The organism is Streptomyces sp. NPDC005706, from assembly GCF_040631045.1.
In the GTDB taxonomy this organism is placed as follows: domain Bacteria; phylum Actinomycetota; class Actinomycetes; order Streptomycetales; family Streptomycetaceae; genus Streptomyces.
Map to the genome: position 1 here is coordinate 145993 of NZ_JBEXYS010000012.1, position 16996 is coordinate 162988.

A 16996-nucleotide genomic window follows, 5' to 3' on the forward strand; every position below is an offset into this window, starting at 1 on the left:
TCCACCGAGTGAGCCGGAGGTACCCATGACCACCGCACCCCGCACGTTCCGCATCGCCGCCATCCCCGCCGACGGCGTGGGCAAGGAAGTCGTCGCCGCAGGGCGCGCCGTCCTGGACGCCCTGGCCGAGGAATCCGCCGGAGCCTTCGCGTTCGAGTGGGAGGAGTTCGACTGGGGCTGCGAGTACTACGAGCGCACCGGCAGGATGATGGACGAGGACGGACTCGACCGGCTCAAGGACTTCGACGCCATCTACTTCGGCGCCGTCGGCTGGCCCACCGTCCCCGACCACACCAGCCTCTGGGGACTGCGGCTGAAGATCTGCCAGAACTTCGACCAGTGGGCCAACGTCCGCCCCGTGCACTTCCTCCCGGGGGTCGTGAGCCCCCTGCGCAAGGCCGATGACACCGAGCTGGACTGGGTCGTCGTCCGGGAGAACAGCGAGGGCGAGTACGCGGGCCTCGGCGGCCGCAACCTCGGCGGTCGAGGGCCGGGCGGTGAAGTCGCCGTCCAGACAGCCCTGTTCACGGAGGTGGGCTGCGAACGCATCATGCGTTTCGCCTTCGACCTGGCTCGCACCAGGGCACACAAGAAGGTCTCCTCCGTCACCAAGAGCAACGCCCAGCAGTACGGCATGGTGCTCTGGGACGACGTCTTCAAGCGGGTCGCCGCCGACTACCCGGACGTGCGGACCGAAAGCGTCCTGGTCGACGCCATGTCCGCGAAGTTCGTCCTAAAGCCCGAGGACCTCTCGGTCGTCGTCGCCTCCAACCTCAACGCCGACATCCTCTCCGACCTCGGCAGCGCGCTCGCCGGCAGCCTTGGCCTGGCCGCCAGCGCCAACCTCAATCCCGAGCGCCGCTTCCCCAGCATGTTCGAGCCGGTCCACGGTTCCGCCCCGGACATCGCGGGTCAGGGCTTGGCCAACCCGATCGGCGCGGTCGGCAGCGCGGCCCTGATGCTGGAGCACTTCGGCCTGTCCGACCAGGCGGCCCGCCTCCACAAGGCGATCGAGGCGACCACGGCCGCGGGCGTCCTCACCCGCGACGTCGGCGGTAACGCCTCCACCGAGGACGTCACCAAGGCACTCATCGACGCGCTGAACCCCTGACGGTGCCCGCGCTGACCGAGTCGTCGGTCGCCGCCGTCGCCCCTGGCGGGGAGGTGTCGGTCTGCCGCAGTTCGGCCAGGAGCTCGTTCCGCCCGGCCAGCAACTCGGTGAGGATGCGGCGCGCCGCACGCAGGAGTTCGGCCACATCGCCACCGGCGAGTGCGTAGGTGACGGTGGAGCCCTCGCGCGTGGACACCACGATGCCGGAGCGGCGCAGGATGGCCAGCTGCTGGGAGAGGCTGGAGGGCTCGATCTCGATGTCCGCGAGCAAGTCCCTCACGGGGACCGGGCCGTGCTGCAGCAGTTCCAGGACCCTGATGCGCGTGGGGTGTCCGAGCATGCGGAAGAACTCTGCTTTGGCTTGGTAAAGAGGAACCTGCATAGCGTTCTTCCCGCCTGTCTAGGGGCCTCTCATGGCGCGGCGGTGCCACCGGCGACGCGGCCGCGCCATGAGTCCTGCCTCTTCATCCTTCTCGGTCCGGGCGGCTGTCGTTCATGAATTGTCGTCCTCTCCATGTGATGGCTTGAAGAATTCTTCAATTCATGGGAATACGTCAGCCCGGTTTCGAGCAGGCCCTACACCTCGAGTTGCCCTTCGATCCGCTTGAGCTGATGGCGTGCCATGGCCAGGTTCGAGCGGGCCCTGTCGATCACGAGGTAGAGGAACAGGCCGTTCCCGTCCCGGCCGGTCACCAGCCGGATGAGGTGGTACTGCCCGCCCAGCGTGATCAGGATGTCCTCGATCTGGCTCTGGAGTCCCAGGAGTTCCATGGTGCGCACCTTGGCGCGGATCACGTCCGTGTTCCCGGCGGCGGCGACCGTCAGATCCAGGTCCTTGCCCCCGCCCAGCGTGCCAAGGGCCATGCCGCTGGTGTAGTCGACGACAGCCGCCCCCAGTGCCCCCTCGATCCCGGTCACCATTTCCTTCAACGCCACTTCCACAGTCGCCATCGGCGCCCTCCCCTTGGATATCGGCTGCGGCCGGCTCCGTTTCCGGGCCCGCCCGTGAACGCACCGTATGCGCACCGGCCCGCCGTGGGAAAAGCCTGCTCAAGAACGATCACGATTGATCGGCAAGCCCGCTAGTGTGCCAATTAGGTGATTGTTCTTGCCGGGTTGCCTGGACCGGAGCGGCGGCACACCGGTGGTGAGCCATCAAGGAGTGGCCGCCGGGGGCGTGTGCGAGCCGAGGGTGATCACTCCTTCGTGCACGCGCGCTGTCCTGTCGCCCTCCTTGAGGGATTCGCACCGCTCGAGCAGGGCGTAGCCCTCGCAGAGCACGGTCTCGTGTCCGCCGTAGGACTCCAGGTTCACGACCGCCGCTTCGAGGTGCCGGATCTCGCGGGCCAGCATCGGCACACCGCCGCCCCCCTGGCCATCCGTGGCGGCCGCTCGCTGGCGGAGGAGGGGCGCCAACTCGGCGCCGCTGGCGTTGCGGACGGTCTCGGCGTCGCAGTCGCCGCGCAGGACGAGGCAGGCGTGGGCGTGTTCGATGACGCGGACGAGGGCCCGGTATTCCGGCAGGGACAGTTCGAAGGCCGGCAGCCGGTCGGTCGGGCGACCTTCTGGAAGGGTGGCGCCGGTGGGCGAGCCGGGAACCCTCGTACGTCTTCGCGCGCCGAATCCGCGCATCAATCCCCCCAATGGAACACAAGAGTTGACCCTGACTGAGGACCGGTCCGCACCCAGGAGGCGCACGCCTCCCCGGGCTGGGGCGGGGCGTCCAGGTGGACGACTGCCCGATCTTCAGCAGTCCAATGCTCAACTGTTGTACTGTGAAAACTTTTAGGCCAACCCAGATCAGGCAAAGACATGCCCAGGGCCTCTCCGGCACCGCGGTTCATTCCCCGGGGTCAAGGCGGTCCGCACGTCACGAGGCCGGGGGAGTCACCCTGCGTGGCGCCCTCACCAATATGGCCGAAACAGGTCCAGATGAGTGGGGACCCGGCGTGCACCCGCTCGAGCGGCCTGCCCCGGCGGAGTCCACAGACGATCGGCTGATGCGCGGTTCGTGGTGGTCGGCGGAAGCTGGAAGCAGTGAAACCGCCGGACGCGGTGGCGAACATCGGTGCACATCGGCAGCGTGAGAACCAGGAGCGCCAATGAACAGCCCACTACACGGCCGCACTGCCGTGGTGAGCGGTGCCAGCAAAGGTATTGGACTGGCCATCGTCGAGGCACTTGTGCGGGCCGGGGCGACGGTCATCGCCGGTTCGCGGACCTCCACGCCCGAGTTGGAGGCACTTGTCGGGGACGGCGCGGTCACCTGGGTATCTGTCGACCTCAGCGATCCTCAGGACGCGGAGCGGCTCGTCCGCGAGGCCGAGGGACGCGTCGACGTCCTGGTCAACAACGTGGGCGCCGCGCCCGCCCGGACCAGCGGCTTCCTCTCGGTGACCGACGCCGACTGGCAGCACGTCCTGAATCTGAACCTGCTCAGCGCCGTACGGGTCACCCGAGCGGTCCTGCCGCACATGCTCCAGGCCGGCCAAGGCTCGATCATCACGGTCGCCTCCGTCAACGCCACCCTGCCCGACCCCCTGGTGATCGACTACAGCGCCGGCAAGGCCGCTGTCGTCGCCTTCTCCAAGGCGCTGTCGAAGGAAGTCGGGCCCAAGGGCATCCGCGTCAACACTGTCAGCCCCGGACCGGTGCAGACCGACCTGTGGCTGGCCCAGGACGGGGTCGCGGCCACAGTCTCCGCAGCCGCCGGCATCACCCCGGACGACGTGGTCGCCCGAGCGGCCGGCTCGACCGCCACCGGCCGCTTCTCCACACCGGCGGAAGTCGCCGACCTCGTTCTCTTTCTCGCCGGTGACCAGGCGCGCAACATCACCGGGAGCGACATGGTCATCGACGGGGGATTCATTCCCACCTGGTGAGAACATGGGCAGCGGTCACTCGCGACCTACGGACCGCGACCTATGGACCGTCCTCCCACAGAAGGCGGTCTCTTCGACAGCGGCCCGCGCTTCGGGGGGCCTGCCACCGGCCCAGGACCCCCGCGCGGGACACGGTCAGGAGTTGACGACGCGCCGCACGTTGTCGACCGAGCCGCAGTCCGCCTTCAGCTGACGCTCGCGCTCCTCCAGGAAGGCCACCCCCAGCTCCTCCCGCCGCTCCATCGCCACGTTCTCGCGGGCGCCGTTGAGGATGGTGCGCTCCTCCTCGTCGGCGTGGTGAGTGATGGCCTCCACCAGCCCCTCCAGCTTGGAGTCCCACTCCTCGGAGCCGACCTCCTCCACCTCCAGGAGGTCCAGGAGGGCCTTGTTGCCTTCGTCGTGCTCGTGCTCGCCGTGCTCGAGTTCCTCGTCGTCGATGTTCTTGTACCTCTTCAGGGCCGGATAGACCTTGGCCTCCTCGGCCAGCGCGTGGGCGATCAGCAGCTCCGCGAACTCATGGAGTGCGGCGGCGCGGTCGGCTTCGACGCTTCGCATCAGGCGGAACAGGTCCTCCATGCGCCGGTGGTCCTGAAGGATGAGCTCGACGACGTCCCGTGTCTCGGCCATGGCAGGGCATCACTTTCGTACGAACGACTGGGGCCACTGACGCATACCCTCACCCTCCGCATTGATGACCCCGACTCCGCGACCGCCCGCGACTGGCGAGAGGACCGGGCCGGTCAGCGCTCACTCGTCCGGCCCCGCGGCTGTCGGAGGCCGTCTCGCGCACGCTCCCCGCGCCGCAGTGCGCGACGCTGCTTTCCCGGCAGGGTGCCGGCCAGCTCGCCCACAGGGGAGACGTCGTGGCCATCGCTGTCCCTGGTGCCTCGGCACCACCACACCGGGGGACCGGCCGCGTCCCCTTCACCCTGAGACCAGTCGTCAGCGGCCCCCGAGGCACGAGCATGCGTTCCGATCTTGTGTTCCGGGCAGATCGGCCAGACCTGCCAGAGCAACTCCATGATGGTCGACTGCGCCGCCTCCGCGACCACGGCCAGGATCGTCGCCGCATCCTCCGGCTCCGGCGGGTCGCCCTCCTCCACGTCGCGCGCGTTCACCGCGTTGCCGTGCCAACGGCCGTCGGGCATCGCCACGTAGACCTGACCCCTGTCGGTTCCGCCGGGCGACATGGGCCGCCAAGGCGGTTCGACCATCAGTATCAGCGCTTCCTGTCCCGGCAGGGTCGCCGTCAGGTCGCGATTGACCACAGCGAGTGCGGCCTCCAGCTTCGGCCACCGGCCGGGCTCGGCCCGCCCCGGCTCCGGGGGATGCTGCCGGTCGTGACCAGGACCGTCGGCCGAGTAGGAGAAGTGGTTCACCGGGACATCGTCCCAGCCGGGCCCAGCCATGCCCAGCATCCTGCTTCCGCTGGTCACCCGCGGCACGACCGCTCGCCGCGCTTGGCGGGTTCTTGACGCGGCCGCAGGACTGGAGAGCGATCACCCGGCAATGAGCAAGTGGTGATACGCATCGCAATCGTCGTCCTGACTCTCGTCGCGGGTGTGCTCGCGTCCCTGGCAGCGGCCTGGATCTCCCCCTGGTGGCTGTTCGCCGCCGTGCCCCTGATCCTGCTGGGCGGGCTGGCCACGTCGGATGTGCTGCAACGCCGGCATTCGGTGTTGCGCAACTATCCCGTCCTCGGTCATGCCCGCTTTCTCCTGGAGCGCATTCGCCCGGAGCTGCAGCAGTACTTCATCGAGCGGAACTTCGACGGGCGGCCGTTCGACCGGGACGTGCGCAGCCTCGTCTACGAGCGTGCCAAGGGCACCGACGCGGAGGAGCCGTACGGCACCGAACGTGACGTGTACCAGCCCGGTTACGAGTTCCTGGTTCCGTCGATGGCGCCCTGCCCGGTGCCGAAGTCCCCGCCCCGCGTACGGATCGGCGGGCCGGACTGCGCCCGGCCGTACGACATGGCCCTGCTGAACGTGTCGGCGATGAGCTTCGGCTCGCTGTCGGCCAACGCCGTCCTTGCTCTCAACGGCGGTGCCGCGGCGGGCGGGTTCGCCCAGGACACCGGCGAGGGCGGACTGTCCGAGTACCACCTGCGACCAGGCGGCGACCTCGTGTGGGAGATCGGCACCGGGTACTTCGGCTGCCGAACCCGCGACGGCGACTTCGACGCGGCCGAGTTCGCCGACAAGGCCGCGCACGACCACGTCAGATGTGTGTCCCTGAAACTGTCGCAGGGTGCCAAGCCCGGCATCGGCGGTGTGCTGCCCGGAGCCAAGGTGAACCCCGAGATCGCCCGGGTACGGGACGTTCCCGAGGGACGAACGGTCATCTCCCCGCCGTACCACCGGGTGTTCTCCACCCCGCGTGAACTCGTGCGCTTCATCGCCCGCATGCGTGAGCTGTCCGGTGGCAAGCCCGCCGGCTTCAAACTGTGCGTGGGCTCGCGCCGGCAGTTCCTGGCCGTCTGCAAGGCCATGCTGGAGGAGGGCACGGCACCCGACTTCATCGTCGTGGACGGCGCCGAGGGCGGGACCGGCGCGGCGCCGCTGGAGTTCGCCGACCATGTGGGCACCCCGCTGACCGAGGGCCTGCTCACGGTCCACAACGCCCTCGTGGGGGCGGGGCTGCGCGACCGGGTCAGGATCGGCGCGAGCGGCAAGATCGCCACGGGTACCGACCTCGTCAAGCGCATGGTGCAGGGCGCCGACTACGGCAACGCCGCGCGGGCCATGATGTTCGCCGTCGGCTGCATCCAGGCGCAGAGGTGCCACACCAACACCTGCCCCACCGGCGTCACGACCCAGGACCCGCGCCGGGCCCGTGCCCTCGACGTCCGTGACAAGGCGCCGCGCGTCCAGCGCTTCCAGGAGGCGACCGTGGCCGGCGCACTGCAGATCATGGCGTCCATGGGCGTCACCGACCCCGCGGAGCTGCGCCCGCACATGCTCCGCCGACGCGTCGACCCCCTTACCGAACGCTCCTACGAGGAGCTGTACGAGTGGCTCGGGCCAGGGCAGCTGCTCGCCGAGCCGCCGGCTTCCTGGGCGGCGGACTGGAACGCCGCCGACCCCGATCGTTTCACCGTGTGACCAGGAGGAGACTCACGTGCCCCGTACCGTTGCCCAAGTGATCGTGGACGCGCTGAGCGAACTCGGCGTGCGCCAGGTGTTCGGCGTCGTGGGAGACGCCCTCAACCCGCTGACGGACGCCATCCGCACCACCGACGGCCTGGAGTGGGTGGGGTGCCGGCACGAGGAGGCGGCCGCCTTCGCCGCCGGCGCCCAGTCGCAGCTCACCCAGACCCTCGGCGTGTGCATGGGCACCGTCGGCCCCGGCTCCGTCCACCTCCTCAACGGGCTGTACGACGCGGCCAAGAGCCACGCCCCGGTCCTGGCCATCGCCGGCCAGGTGCCGCTCGCCGAACTCGGCAGCGACTACTTCCAGGAGGTCGACAACGACGCCCTCTTCAGCGACGTGGCCGTCTTCCGGGCGACCGTCACCTCGCCCGACCAGCTCCCGCAGATGCTGGAGACCGCGGTGCGCCACGCACTGGGCCGCAAAGGCGTCGCCGTCCTCACCGTGCCGGGCGACCTGGGCGAGCGGGAGCTGACCGCCGACCGGCCGGCGCGGTTCTCCCTGAACGCCCCGGTGAGCCGGCCGGAGGAGTCCGCCGTCCACCGCGCCGCGGAACTCCTCGACCGCTCCGAGCGCGTCACCCTGCTCGTCGGCGAGGGGGCCCGGGCCGCCCGGCAGGACGTTCTCACCCTCGCCGACCGCCTGGCCGCACCCATGGTGCTCACCCTGAAGGCCAAGGCCGGTTTCGAGGGAGACGGCAATCCCTTCCAGGTGGGCCAGACGGGCCTGATCGGCAACCCCGCGGCGGCGAAGGCCCTTCAGGAGGCGGACACCCTCCTGCTGCTCGGCACGGACTTCCCCTACCGGGACTGGTATCCCGAGGGCCGGAACGTGATCCAGGTGGACACCGAGGCGACCCACATCGGACGCCGCGTACCGGTCGTCGTCGGGCTGGTGGGGGACACCGGCGCCACCGTACGCGACCTCCTGGACCGTCTCACCGCCGCGCCCGCCGGGTCCGACGGCGCACGCGACCGCTCGCACCTGGAGAAGGCGCGTGAACGCTTCGACCAGTGGCGCACCGGTCAGGCCCGGCTGGCCGACCCCTCGCACGACAAGGGTGTCGTGGGCCGTATCCGCTCCGCGCTGGACAACCGGGCTCACGACATCCGGCCGGAGGCCCTGGCCGCGGCCGTCGACCGGGTGGCGGCGGACGACGCCGTCTTCACCTCGGACACGGGCATGGCCACGGTGTGGCTTTCGCGCTTCGTCGAGATGCGGGGCGAGCGACGCCTCATCGGCTCGTACAACCTGGGCTCGATGGCCAACGCCATGCCCCAGGCGCTGGGTGCCCAATGCCTGGACCGTGAGCGACAGGTCGTCGCCTTCTGCGGCGACGGCGGACTGAGCATGCTCCTCGGCGATCTCATGACCCTGAAGACGTACCGGCTCCCCGTGAAACTCGTCGTCTTCGACAACCGCCGGCTGGGCATGGTGAAACTCGAACAGGAGCAGGCCGGTCTGCCCGAGTTCGGCACGGTGCTCGACAACCCCGACTTCGCCGCCGTCGCCGAGGCCATGGGCATCACCGGCATCCGCGTGACGGATCCCGCCGACGTGGAGAGCGCCGTGCGACGCGCCTTCCGCAGCCCGGGCCCGGTGCTGCTCGACGTCCTCACCAATCCGGACGAGATCGCCGTTCCGGCCAAGCCGACCGTCGAGCAGGGCTGGGGGTTCGCGCTGGCCAAGGTGAAGGAAATCGTGCGCAGCGATGGAGAGCCGGGCGGAAGCTGACCGGCACGTCGTGAGGACGCCGGTCGTCGGCCGGGGTGGGCGCGTGCCGCTGTCGGCCGCCACGAGTGCCTCCCCGGCCGGCGAGCCGTCCTGCGGGAGACTGCCCGAAGCCCGGCTCTCAGCCGTGTGCCGCCGGCACCGGGCGGGCTGTCGCCTCTCCGGGCCGACAGCTCGCCCGTCATCGACCCGCTTCCAGCGCGTAGTCGAACCAGATGCGGTGCGTTCCGTCAGCGTCGACGGCCAGTCCTCCGGCGCCGGAGATCCCGGCCAGCTCTCCCGTGCCGCTCGTGGGCACGATGGTGAAGAACTCCGCGGTGCGATCGCTGCCGGACGTCGTCGCCGAGTGCACGAAGTTGAAGGCGCCGGCCCGGCCGCACAGCGAGCCTTCGAACGATTCCATGGCCACATAGGTGCCCACGCCGGTCGTCTGGTCGAAGGCGGCGGTGAACTTCCGGCATGATGACCTCCGTCGAGCAACGCGGCCGGAATCGCGATCCGGTCCCTGCTCGGAAAATCTCACGACGGGCTCGCGGGCGCTCGGCCGGCGTGCGTTCGGGTGGGGGACCACTCACTTCGCCCCGATGGCGATGGCTCGCTGGGCGGCTTCGCGCAGGACGCCGACACTGTCGTCCAGCGCTCGGGACTCTTCGGGTGTCATGGCGGGTTCGTGCATCTGCTGGACGCCGCCCGCGCCGAGAACGCTGGACAGGGAGAGCGTGACGTCTCGTGCGGGGGAGTAGGCCGCGACGGGCAGCACCGCGCGTTCGTCCCGCAGGACCGCGTCGACGAGCCGGGCGGAGACGGCGCCGATTCCGTACTGGCTCGCGCCGGTGCCCTCGATGATCGTGATGTTGGCGTAGCGGATGCCGTCCTCGATCTCCGTGCGTATGCGATCGACAGGCTGGCTGCCCTGGCCCAGCAGGTCGGTGACGGGGATGCCGCCGACACTCGCGGAGGACCACAACAGCACCTCGGAGGTGCCGTGCTCGCCCACCACCAGAGCCTGCACGTCACGTGGCCGGACCCGGAGGCGGTCCGCGAGATGGACGCGGAAGCGCAGACTGTCGATGAGAGTGCCGGTGGAGAACACCCGGTTGTGTCCGGCCAGACGCCGGGTGAGGTCCGCCAGCGGATCGGGCGGGTCGGTGACGACCATGAGCACCGCCTGCGGCACGACCTCGACCACCCGCGGAACGATATCGGCGAAGACCTTGGCGTTCGTCTCCAGAAGCCTCAGACGCCCCGTCGCGTCGGACCGGTCCGTGGCACCGCCGGCCTTCTCGTTGATCCCCGCGGTGATCACGACGACTGCCGCACCGGCGAGATCCTGATAATGGCCGGGGCGTAGATCTACCGTCGGCGACAAAGGGGCGGCGTATCGCAGATCGGCGGCCACGCCGTCCGCGCGGGCGGTGTTCCGGTCGATCAGCAGGATCTCTCTGCAGACGCCTCCGCGTTCGACGAGGGACAGCGCCGTGGCCGACCCGACGGCGCCCACCCCTACAATGCCGATCTTCATGTCCGTACCTCCTGCCGTGGAAGGGACCCGCTCCACCGGCGGGCGTCCCGAGGGTGCACAGCCCGGTCATGCTGACGGCGAGGGCGGGCTGAGCCACGCGAGGGCCGCGGCGGTCAGCGAGGTGACGCCGCTGGTGAGGGTGGGCCGCATGACGGGTGCGAAGAACGGAGAGTGGTTCTGCGGGATGTCGCGGTTCCTGGTGCCCGCGGCGTCGGCCTTCGCGTAGACGTCGGGATCGACGCCGCCGAGCAGCCAGTAGCACACCGGGACGCTCGCGCTGGTGCCGAAGACGCCGACGTCCTCACTGCCGGAGGAGGCGCCGGGGTCGGTCAACCTGTCGTGGCCGATCACGTCACCGATGGCGGCCATGGTGCGGGCGCAGGCGTCCTCGTCGTTGACCATGAGCGGAAAGGTGTGCATGGTGCTGATCTCGGGGTCCCGTGGCGCCCCGGCCGCCTCCGCCTCACCGCGCACGATCCGTTCCACCGCGCCCAGGACGGCCGCCCGCACCTGCGAGGTGTAGGTGCGGATGTTGAGCTGCAGTTCGGCCTCGTCCGGAATGACATTGTCCTTGGTGCCGGCCTGGAGGGCGCCGACGGTCACCACGGCCCGGTCCCTGGACGCGATCTCGCGCGAGACCACGGTCTGCAGCCGCATCACGGTGGACGCCGCCATCACCACCGGGTCGATCGCCGCCTCCGGCATGGACGCGTGTGCCCCGCGCCCGAACATGCGGACTCTGAGGGCGTCGGTGGCGGCGAAGGCGAGGCCAGGATGGCAGGCGACGGTACCGGCCGGGATCGCCATCACATGCTGGCCGAGGACGACGCCGGGTGTGCCGAAGCGGGCGTACAGGTCGTCGTCGACCATGGCCTGGGCACCCTGGCCCAGCTCCTCAGCGGGTTGGAACACGGCCAGGACCGTCCCCGACCACTCGTCGCGTGCCCCGGCGAGGAGCGCCATGGTGCCCAACAGACAAGAGGCGTGCACGTCATGCCCGCAGGCGTGCATGACGCCCTGGTTCGTCGAGGTGTAGGGCAGTCCGGTCCGCTCGGTCACGGGCAGCGCGTCGAAGTCGGCGCGCAGCAGCACGGCCGGGCCCTGACCGTTCACCAGCCTGGCCACCACACCGGTCCGCCCCACGCCCTCGGTGACCTCGTAACCCAGTTCCCGGGCACGGCGTGCGACTTCCGCGCCCGTGCGGTGTTCTTCGAAGGAAAGTTCGGGGTGAGCGTGCAGGTCCTTGTACAGCGCCTCGATATTTTGGATCAGGGTGGTGTCCAGTCCTGCCAGAACCCGTTGAGCCGTGGAGGGTGCAGTCATCGCGAGATCCCGTGTCCTTCCTGCCTCGCCGGATGAGGCGTCGTGACCAGCACGGAGAGCCCCACCGGGGCGGCCGCAGACCGCGCGGGGCGATGCCGGACTGAGCCGGTGCGACGATCCGAGCGGCGGCCCACGCACCTCGATGGCGGTGCCCGGCGACGCCCCGGCGCCGGCAGACCAGCATCTCTCCGCCTATCCATCCTCGAACCTGCGGCGTCCACCTGCTCTGCGCGCACGCGCGCGGCCGCACGCGCGCGGCGGCCCGCCAGCAGCAAGGACCCCCGGCTCGCCGGTTTCGAACGATTGCGGAGTGGGCCGGGGCACGGCGCCGGACCCCCGGGAGGCTCCCCGGCCCCGGCGAACAGCGACACCGCCGCTGCGAGCTGGACTACCAGGCGTGGGCCGCGAGCACACGCCGCAACTGCTCCGGAGGCCCGCTTCCCACCCGCCCGGCCGGACGCGACACGGCCGCCGCGTGGGCCGGCAACCTGGCGGGGAAGACCGTCATCGATATCTCCAACCCGGTGGATTTCACCACCTTCGACTCACTCGTCGTACCTTCTGGCACCTCCGCCGCCGAACAGATCGCCGCCGCCGCGCCGGACAGTCGGGTCGTCGGCGTCCAGGGACACCGTGTGCCCGAATCGGAGCTGGTACTCCCTGATCGGCACTCACCTGTACTACGTGGTCGATCTGGTCGAGACGGTCACCGGCGCCACGGGCGTGAGCGTCGAGGCTGCCCGTCTTCGCCTGGCCGAACCCGGGTTCCCGTCTCGCTCTGGCCTGGAACGAGCAGTTGACTCGAGGGCATCCTGGCCGCACCGGCCGACCTCGCAACTCCCGTACGCGGCGCGGTGGCCCTCCCGGCGCCGGACGCCTCCCACGCCCCGATGCCCCGCCCCACTCGCCCCGGACGGCCACCTCGGACTTCTCCCGCGCCATCATGGCCGAGCCGTCCGAGCGCCTACCCTCACCCTCAACTTTAGGGTTAGTCCGGCATCACCTGGGTCGGCCGAGGGCCTCGTCGGCACAGGCCGCATCGCTCGGCCGATCACCCTCGACGAGACACACGAGTCCCGGCCGACGTGAGACTTCCGCCCCAGGCCCGCTCGCCGACGCTCCCGCCCTGTTCCATGCTGAGGGGGCCTGCGCCTGAGCGAGACGAGGTTCACCGGGCGCATGGCGAATCGTCGAGGGGAAACCCGGTCGGCATCCTGTGAGAAGTGGGCCATTACGGAGGAAACCGTGTGCCGCCTTTTCGGCCTCAGCAGCGCTCCACTCCGTACACATGCCACTTTCTGGCTGCTGGACGCCCCCGACAGCCTCAGCCGGCAGAGCCGCCGTGATCCCGACGGCACCGGATTCGGCCGCTTCACCGCCGACGGCACGCCGTGCGTCGACAAGGCCCCCATCGCCGCCTACCGCGACCGCGCCTTCGCCGAGGAGGCCCGTGAGGACGAGTCCGCCACCTTCATCGCCCACGTGCGCTACGCCTCCACCGGCAGCCTCGACATCCGCAACACCCATCCCCTTCGAGCAGGACGGGCGGCTCTTCGCGCACAACGGCGTGATCGAGGGCCTCGAAGCGCTCGACGACCACCTGGACGAGGACCGGTCGCTGGTCGGCGGCGACACGGACTCCGAGCGCTTCTTCGCCCTGATCACCCGAGAGACCCGGCGGAACGGCGGTGACGTCACCGAGGGCATCCGGCAGGCCGCCCGGTGGATCGCCGCGAACCTGCCCGTCTTCGCCATGAACCTGGTCCTCATCACACCCCGGGAGCTGTGGGCGCTGCGTTACCCGGACACCCACGAGCTGTATGTCCTCGAGCGTCAGGCGGGCGGCCAGCACGGCAGCCGGCATCTCGATCACAGCGGCAGCCACGGCCGTATGCGCGTCCACTCGGCGTCCCTAGCCGAGCACCCCGCCGTCGTCGTCGCCAGCGAGCGAATGGACGACCATCCCGACTGGCGCCTCCTGGAGCCCGGCGAACTTCTCCATGTCGGCTCCGACCTGCACGTCAACCGCCAGATCCTCCTGCCGGATCCCCCGGCGCACCAGCTCACCCTCGACGACCTGCATCCCGGTGCGGCCGCGTCACAGAAGGCCGCCTAGTCCGCTCAGGTCGGAACCGGGTCCGGCGCCCGCGAGCGCGACGGCTCGGGGAGCCCGGGTGGCGTGGGCTCCCCGAGCCCCGCCGAAGTGATGTCGGCAGGGCGGCGACTCTCGGCCTCGGCCGCGATCGGGACGGTCCCGGCCCGGCGACAGGGCACCGGGCGGCCGGTCCACTGGCCGCCGCCTTCTGACGGGGCCCATGGGCCGAATGCCCGATCAGGAGCCGGTCAGCGGCCGGTCAGCGCCCCTGGCTGATCGCGGCGACGCCGGCGCGCGCGAACTTCTCGTCCAGGTCGCCGGAGGGAGCGCCCGCGACACCGATGCCCGCGATCGGGGAGCCGGCGGCCGCCACGGGAGTCCCGCCGGCCAGGAAGAGGGTGCCGGATATGTCCTTGAGGTTCGGGGCCTGCTCGAGGCGCTTGGCCAGTTCGGAGGTCGGCGCGTTCCACGAGACGGCGGTGTACGCCTTCTTGATCGCGGAGTCGTAGGACTGCGGGCCGGCGCCGTCGCCCCGCAGGGTGACGACGGTGTTGCCGTTGCGGTCCACGACGGCGACGGTGACGCGCTGGTTCTCCTTCTCGGCGGCGTCCAGCGCGGCCCGTGCGGCGTCGATGGCGGCGTCGATCGTCAGGTGAGTGCTGGTGGTCGTGGACTTGGCCTTCGGCGCGGCCGCCGCCGTAGCGGCGGCTGTCGCGGGCTGGGCCGAGGCCGAGAAGGCGCCGAGCGTGCCCGCGCCGGCGACCGCGAGGGCCGCGGTGGCGGTGAGGACCTTGCCGCGGGTGGAGAGCTTCCTAGCCTTGTGCGTCATGGTGTGCGAACTTCCTGTCGTGTGAGTCCGGCGCCGTTGTGCGCCGTGACTCAACCCTCCGGCCGCGGACCGGTCGTACCCGTCGGCGCCCCGGCTCGTTCCGGCGCGCGAGGCGGCCGACAGGGCCGTCAACCGATCGGATGACGGCGGATGCTCCGTCTCGGCCGTCCGCCGTGCTGGTGAGGGCCGTTACGGCAGGAGGCGCTGTTCCTTGGCGACGGCCACCGCTCCGGCGCGGGTGTCCACGCCGAGCTTGGCGTAGATGCGGCCCAGATGGGTCTTCACCGTCGCCTCGCTGATGAACAGGGCGCGGGCGATCTCGCGATTGCCGAGGCCTCGCGCGAGCTGGGCCAGGATGTCGCGTTCGCGTTCGGTCAGGGCGGGCCGTGCGGCACCGCGCATGCGGTCCATGACACGGTCGGCGACCGGCGCCGACAGGGCCGTGCGGCCCTGCGCCGCCGAGCGGATGGCGGCGAAGAGTTCCTCGGGGCGTTCGGCCTTCAGCAGGTAGCCGGTGGCCCCCGCCTCGATCGCCCGGGTGATGTCGGCGTCCGTGTCGTACGTCGTCAGCACGAGGACGTGGACGCCCTGCGCGGCGATCCGCCGGGTGGCCGTGGCGCCGTCGATGCCGGGACCGAGCTGGAGGTCCATGAGTACGACGTCCGGCTTCAGCTTCGCTGCCATCGCGACCGCCTCCTCGCCGCTGCCGGCCTCGCCGACGACCTCGATCCCGCCGACGCTGCCCAGCAGGGCGAGCAGCCCGGCGCGTACCACGGCGTGGTCGTCGCAGATCAGGATCCGCACGGTCACTTGTCGCTCTCCTCGTGCCGCAGGGGGATCGCGGCGGACAGGACCGTGCCCTCTCCGGGGACGGACTCGATGGTGAGGGTGCCGCCGACCCGGCGCGCCCGCGCCCGCATGGCGGGCAGGCCGTGCCCGCGCACACCCGGGCTCCGCGCGCCACTCGGCTCGAAACCACGGCCGTCGTCGGCGATGTCGAGGGCGACCTGGTCGCCGAGGTACGTGAGGGTCAGTGTGGTGGACGCCGCGGCCGCGTGTTCGCGCACGTTCGCCAGCGCGCCCTGTGCGATCCGCAGCAGCGCCGACTCCACCTGGTCCGGCAACGGCACCGGTGTGCCGTCGACCCGGAAGCCGGCGCCCTCGCGGGCGGCGAGACGCCGCAGCGCCTCCTCCAGCCCGCTGCCCCCGGCGAGTTCGGACGGCGCGAGGTCGTGCACGAAGCGGCGCGCCTCGGCGAGATTGTGCTCGGCGACGGACTCGGCGGTGCGCACGTGCCGGCGCGCGGTGCCGGGGTCGCTGTCCCAGACGCGGTCCGCGGCCTGCAGCAGCATCTGCTGGCTGGACAGACCCTGCGCCAGAGTGTCGTGGATCTCCATGGAGAGCCGTTGCCGCTCCGCGAGGGTTCCCTCGCGGCGCTCGGTGGCGGCGAGCTCGCGGCGTGCCCTGATCAGGTCGTCGATCAGAGCACGCTGCCGGTCCGCCTGCCGCCGGGCGTGCACGAAGACCGCCGTCGCGATGGCGGCGACCGCGGGCGGCGCGACCAGCAGATTCGGATCCCAGCCGCTGTGCGAGAGCTTGATCTGCGCCGTCACCACGAACGCCGTCAGCAGCGTGACGAGGGCGAGCGCGGGGCGCGGCGGCAGTGTGCGCAGTCCGGTGTAGAACAGCGGCACGGCGCACCAGGCGAAGCTCGGCGCCAGGAGGACCAGGACCGTCCACACGGCGACGACCGTGCCCAGCCAGGCGGTGCGGCGTGAGGTGGCCCGGGTTCCGACGACCGGCCCGAGGGCGTACAGCGCCGCCAGCGCGCCGGACAGCGCGACGATCCAGGGGCCGCGGTCCTGCCATGGGTGCCGGAGCAGGAAGCGGGCCAGTGAGGCGCCGAGGAGGAGGAAGAACGCGATGTGCATGACGCGCGCCAGCCATCGGGCGTCCGGGTCGTGCTCCATCGTTCACCTCTCGCAGCCCGTCCGACCTCGTGTCACGGGTCAATGGTGACCCAGGCGGCCTCGTGCGGCATCAACCGATCGGCCGACCCGGCACCGGCGGACGCTGTGCTCCAACCGATCCGCCCGCGCTGAGTACGCGCCGGTCGCGTGAGCCGGTGTCGGCGGGGGCGACGTCGAGGGTCCTCGCCGTGCGTGTCGGGAGCGGCGCTGCTTCCAGGTACCTGCCACTCGGCGACGGGCGACGGGCGACGGGCGACGGGCGACGGGCGACGGGCGACGGGCGACGGGCGACGGGAGGCGGATCGCGGGAGGCGGGCCACGGGTCACGGGAGGCGGGCTATTGGCGACAGTCGACGGCGTGTCGGGCGGCGGATCACTGTCCC

Annotated in this window: 16 protein-coding genes and 1 pseudogene; 5 read left to right on the forward strand and 12 right to left on the reverse strand. The window is 70.8% G+C overall.

Annotation, left to right across the window (positions count from 1 at the left end; genetic code table 11):
* The first annotated feature begins 25 nt into the window (after nucleotides 1-25).
* Nucleotides 26-1111: a tartrate dehydrogenase gene (locus ABZ478_RS20985; protein WP_359551554.1), complete on the forward strand. Its 1086-nt coding sequence runs from the start codon at nucleotides 26-28 to the stop codon at nucleotides 1109-1111.
* Here the strand turns inward: ABZ478_RS20985 and ABZ478_RS20990 are convergent.
* The 3 genes from ABZ478_RS20990 to ABZ478_RS21000 form a co-directional block, all read right to left on the reverse strand.
* Nucleotides 1089-1493: a metalloregulator ArsR/SmtB family transcription factor gene (locus tag ABZ478_RS20990; RefSeq protein WP_359551557.1), complete on the reverse strand. Its 405-nt coding sequence runs from the start codon at nucleotides 1491-1493 to the stop codon at nucleotides 1089-1091. The two genes, ABZ478_RS20985 and ABZ478_RS20990, sit on opposite strands and share 23 nt — an antisense overlap.
* A 194-nt stretch (nucleotides 1494-1687) precedes the next feature.
* Nucleotides 1688-2062 (reverse strand): hypothetical protein, encoded by a 375-nt coding sequence (locus ABZ478_RS20995; protein ID WP_359551560.1) that lies wholly within the window; start codon nucleotides 2060-2062, stop codon nucleotides 1688-1690.
* 204 nt (nucleotides 2063-2266) lie between these two features.
* Nucleotides 2267-2743 (reverse strand): hypothetical protein, encoded by a 477-nt coding sequence (locus ABZ478_RS21000; RefSeq protein ID WP_359551562.1) that lies wholly within the window; start codon nucleotides 2741-2743, stop codon nucleotides 2267-2269.
* A 470-nt stretch (nucleotides 2744-3213) separates the two neighbouring features.
* On the opposite strand from ABZ478_RS21000, the gene ABZ478_RS21005 reads away from it, so the two are divergent.
* The gene (locus ABZ478_RS21005) at nucleotides 3214-3993 is read left to right on the forward strand and encodes an oxidoreductase (RefSeq protein WP_359551564.1); all 780 of its coding nucleotides are present in this window, start codon (nucleotides 3214-3216) and stop codon (nucleotides 3991-3993) included.
* Between the two features lie 135 nt (nucleotides 3994-4128).
* Here the strand turns inward: ABZ478_RS21005 and ABZ478_RS21010 are convergent, their stop codons facing one another.
* Together ABZ478_RS21010 and ABZ478_RS21015 are read right to left on the reverse strand one after the other, a co-directional pair.
* Nucleotides 4129-4620, reverse strand: a complete 492-nt coding sequence (locus ABZ478_RS21010; protein WP_358933850.1) for a hemerythrin domain-containing protein — start codon at nucleotides 4618-4620, stop codon at nucleotides 4129-4131.
* Between the two features lie 113 nt (nucleotides 4621-4733).
* Nucleotides 4734-5372 (reverse strand): hypothetical protein, encoded by a 639-nt coding sequence (locus ABZ478_RS21015; RefSeq protein ID WP_359551568.1) that lies wholly within the window; start codon nucleotides 5370-5372, stop codon nucleotides 4734-4736.
* 141 nt (nucleotides 5373-5513) lie between these two features.
* On the opposite strand from ABZ478_RS21015, the gene ABZ478_RS21020 reads away from it, so the two are divergent.
* On the forward strand, nucleotides 5514-7097 hold the full coding sequence (locus ABZ478_RS21020) for an FMN-binding glutamate synthase family protein (RefSeq protein ID WP_359551571.1): 1584 nt from the start codon (nucleotides 5514-5516) through the stop codon (nucleotides 7095-7097).
* A 16-nt stretch (nucleotides 7098-7113) separates the two neighbouring features.
* Nucleotides 7114-8877 carry a thiamine pyrophosphate-dependent enzyme gene (locus ABZ478_RS21025; protein WP_359551573.1) on the forward strand — a complete coding sequence of 588 codons (1764 nt, stop codon included), beginning with the start codon at nucleotides 7114-7116 and terminating at the stop codon, nucleotides 8875-8877.
* Between the two features lie 178 nt (nucleotides 8878-9055).
* On the opposite strand, the gene ABZ478_RS21030 is transcribed toward ABZ478_RS21025, so the two are convergent.
* The 4 genes from ABZ478_RS21030 to ABZ478_RS21045 all read right to left on the reverse strand — a co-directional run bounded on the left by ABZ478_RS21030 (nucleotide 9056) and on the right by ABZ478_RS21045 (nucleotide 12390).
* Nucleotides 9056-9397, reverse strand: a complete 342-nt coding sequence (locus ABZ478_RS21030; protein ID WP_359551683.1) for a DUF3224 domain-containing protein — start codon at nucleotides 9395-9397, stop codon at nucleotides 9056-9058.
* Nucleotides 9398-9445: 48 nt separating this feature from the next.
* The gene (locus ABZ478_RS21035) at nucleotides 9446-10396 is read right to left on the reverse strand and encodes an NAD(P)-binding domain-containing protein (protein WP_359551576.1); all 951 of its coding nucleotides are present in this window, start codon (nucleotides 10394-10396) and stop codon (nucleotides 9446-9448) included.
* Nucleotides 10397-10462: 66 nt separating this feature from the next.
* Nucleotides 10463-11719 carry an amidohydrolase gene (locus ABZ478_RS21040; protein WP_359551577.1) on the reverse strand — a complete coding sequence of 419 codons (1257 nt, stop codon included), beginning with the start codon at nucleotides 11717-11719 and terminating at the stop codon, nucleotides 10463-10465.
* A 545-nt stretch (nucleotides 11720-12264) separates the two neighbouring features.
* On the reverse strand, nucleotides 12265-12390 hold the full coding sequence (locus ABZ478_RS21045) for a hypothetical protein (RefSeq protein ID WP_359551578.1): 126 nt from the start codon (nucleotides 12388-12390) through the stop codon (nucleotides 12265-12267).
* Nucleotides 12391-12964: 574 nt separating this feature from the next.
* On the opposite strand from ABZ478_RS21045, the pseudogene ABZ478_RS21050 reads away from it, so the two are divergent.
* A pseudogene (locus tag ABZ478_RS21050) lies at nucleotides 12965-13835 on the forward strand (class II glutamine amidotransferase).
* A 238-nt stretch (nucleotides 13836-14073) separates the two neighbouring features.
* On the opposite strand, the gene ABZ478_RS21055 reads toward ABZ478_RS21050, so the two are convergent.
* From ABZ478_RS21055 to ABZ478_RS21065, 3 genes are all read right to left on the reverse strand, one after another.
* Complete coding sequence (locus ABZ478_RS21055) at nucleotides 14074-14643, reverse strand: heme-binding protein (RefSeq protein WP_359551579.1); 570 nt, start codon at nucleotides 14641-14643, stop codon at nucleotides 14074-14076.
* 189 nt (nucleotides 14644-14832) lie between these two features.
* A complete protein-coding gene (locus ABZ478_RS21060; protein WP_359551580.1) occupies nucleotides 14833-15453 on the reverse strand; it encodes a response regulator transcription factor in 621 nt (206 codons plus the stop codon).
* Nucleotides 15450-16613, reverse strand: coding sequence for a sensor histidine kinase (locus ABZ478_RS21065; RefSeq protein WP_359551583.1), 1164 nt, complete (start codon nucleotides 16611-16613; stop codon nucleotides 15450-15452). The genes ABZ478_RS21060 and ABZ478_RS21065 overlap by 4 nt, the downstream gene beginning before the upstream one ends.
* Nucleotides 16614-16996 lie beyond the last annotated feature (383 nt).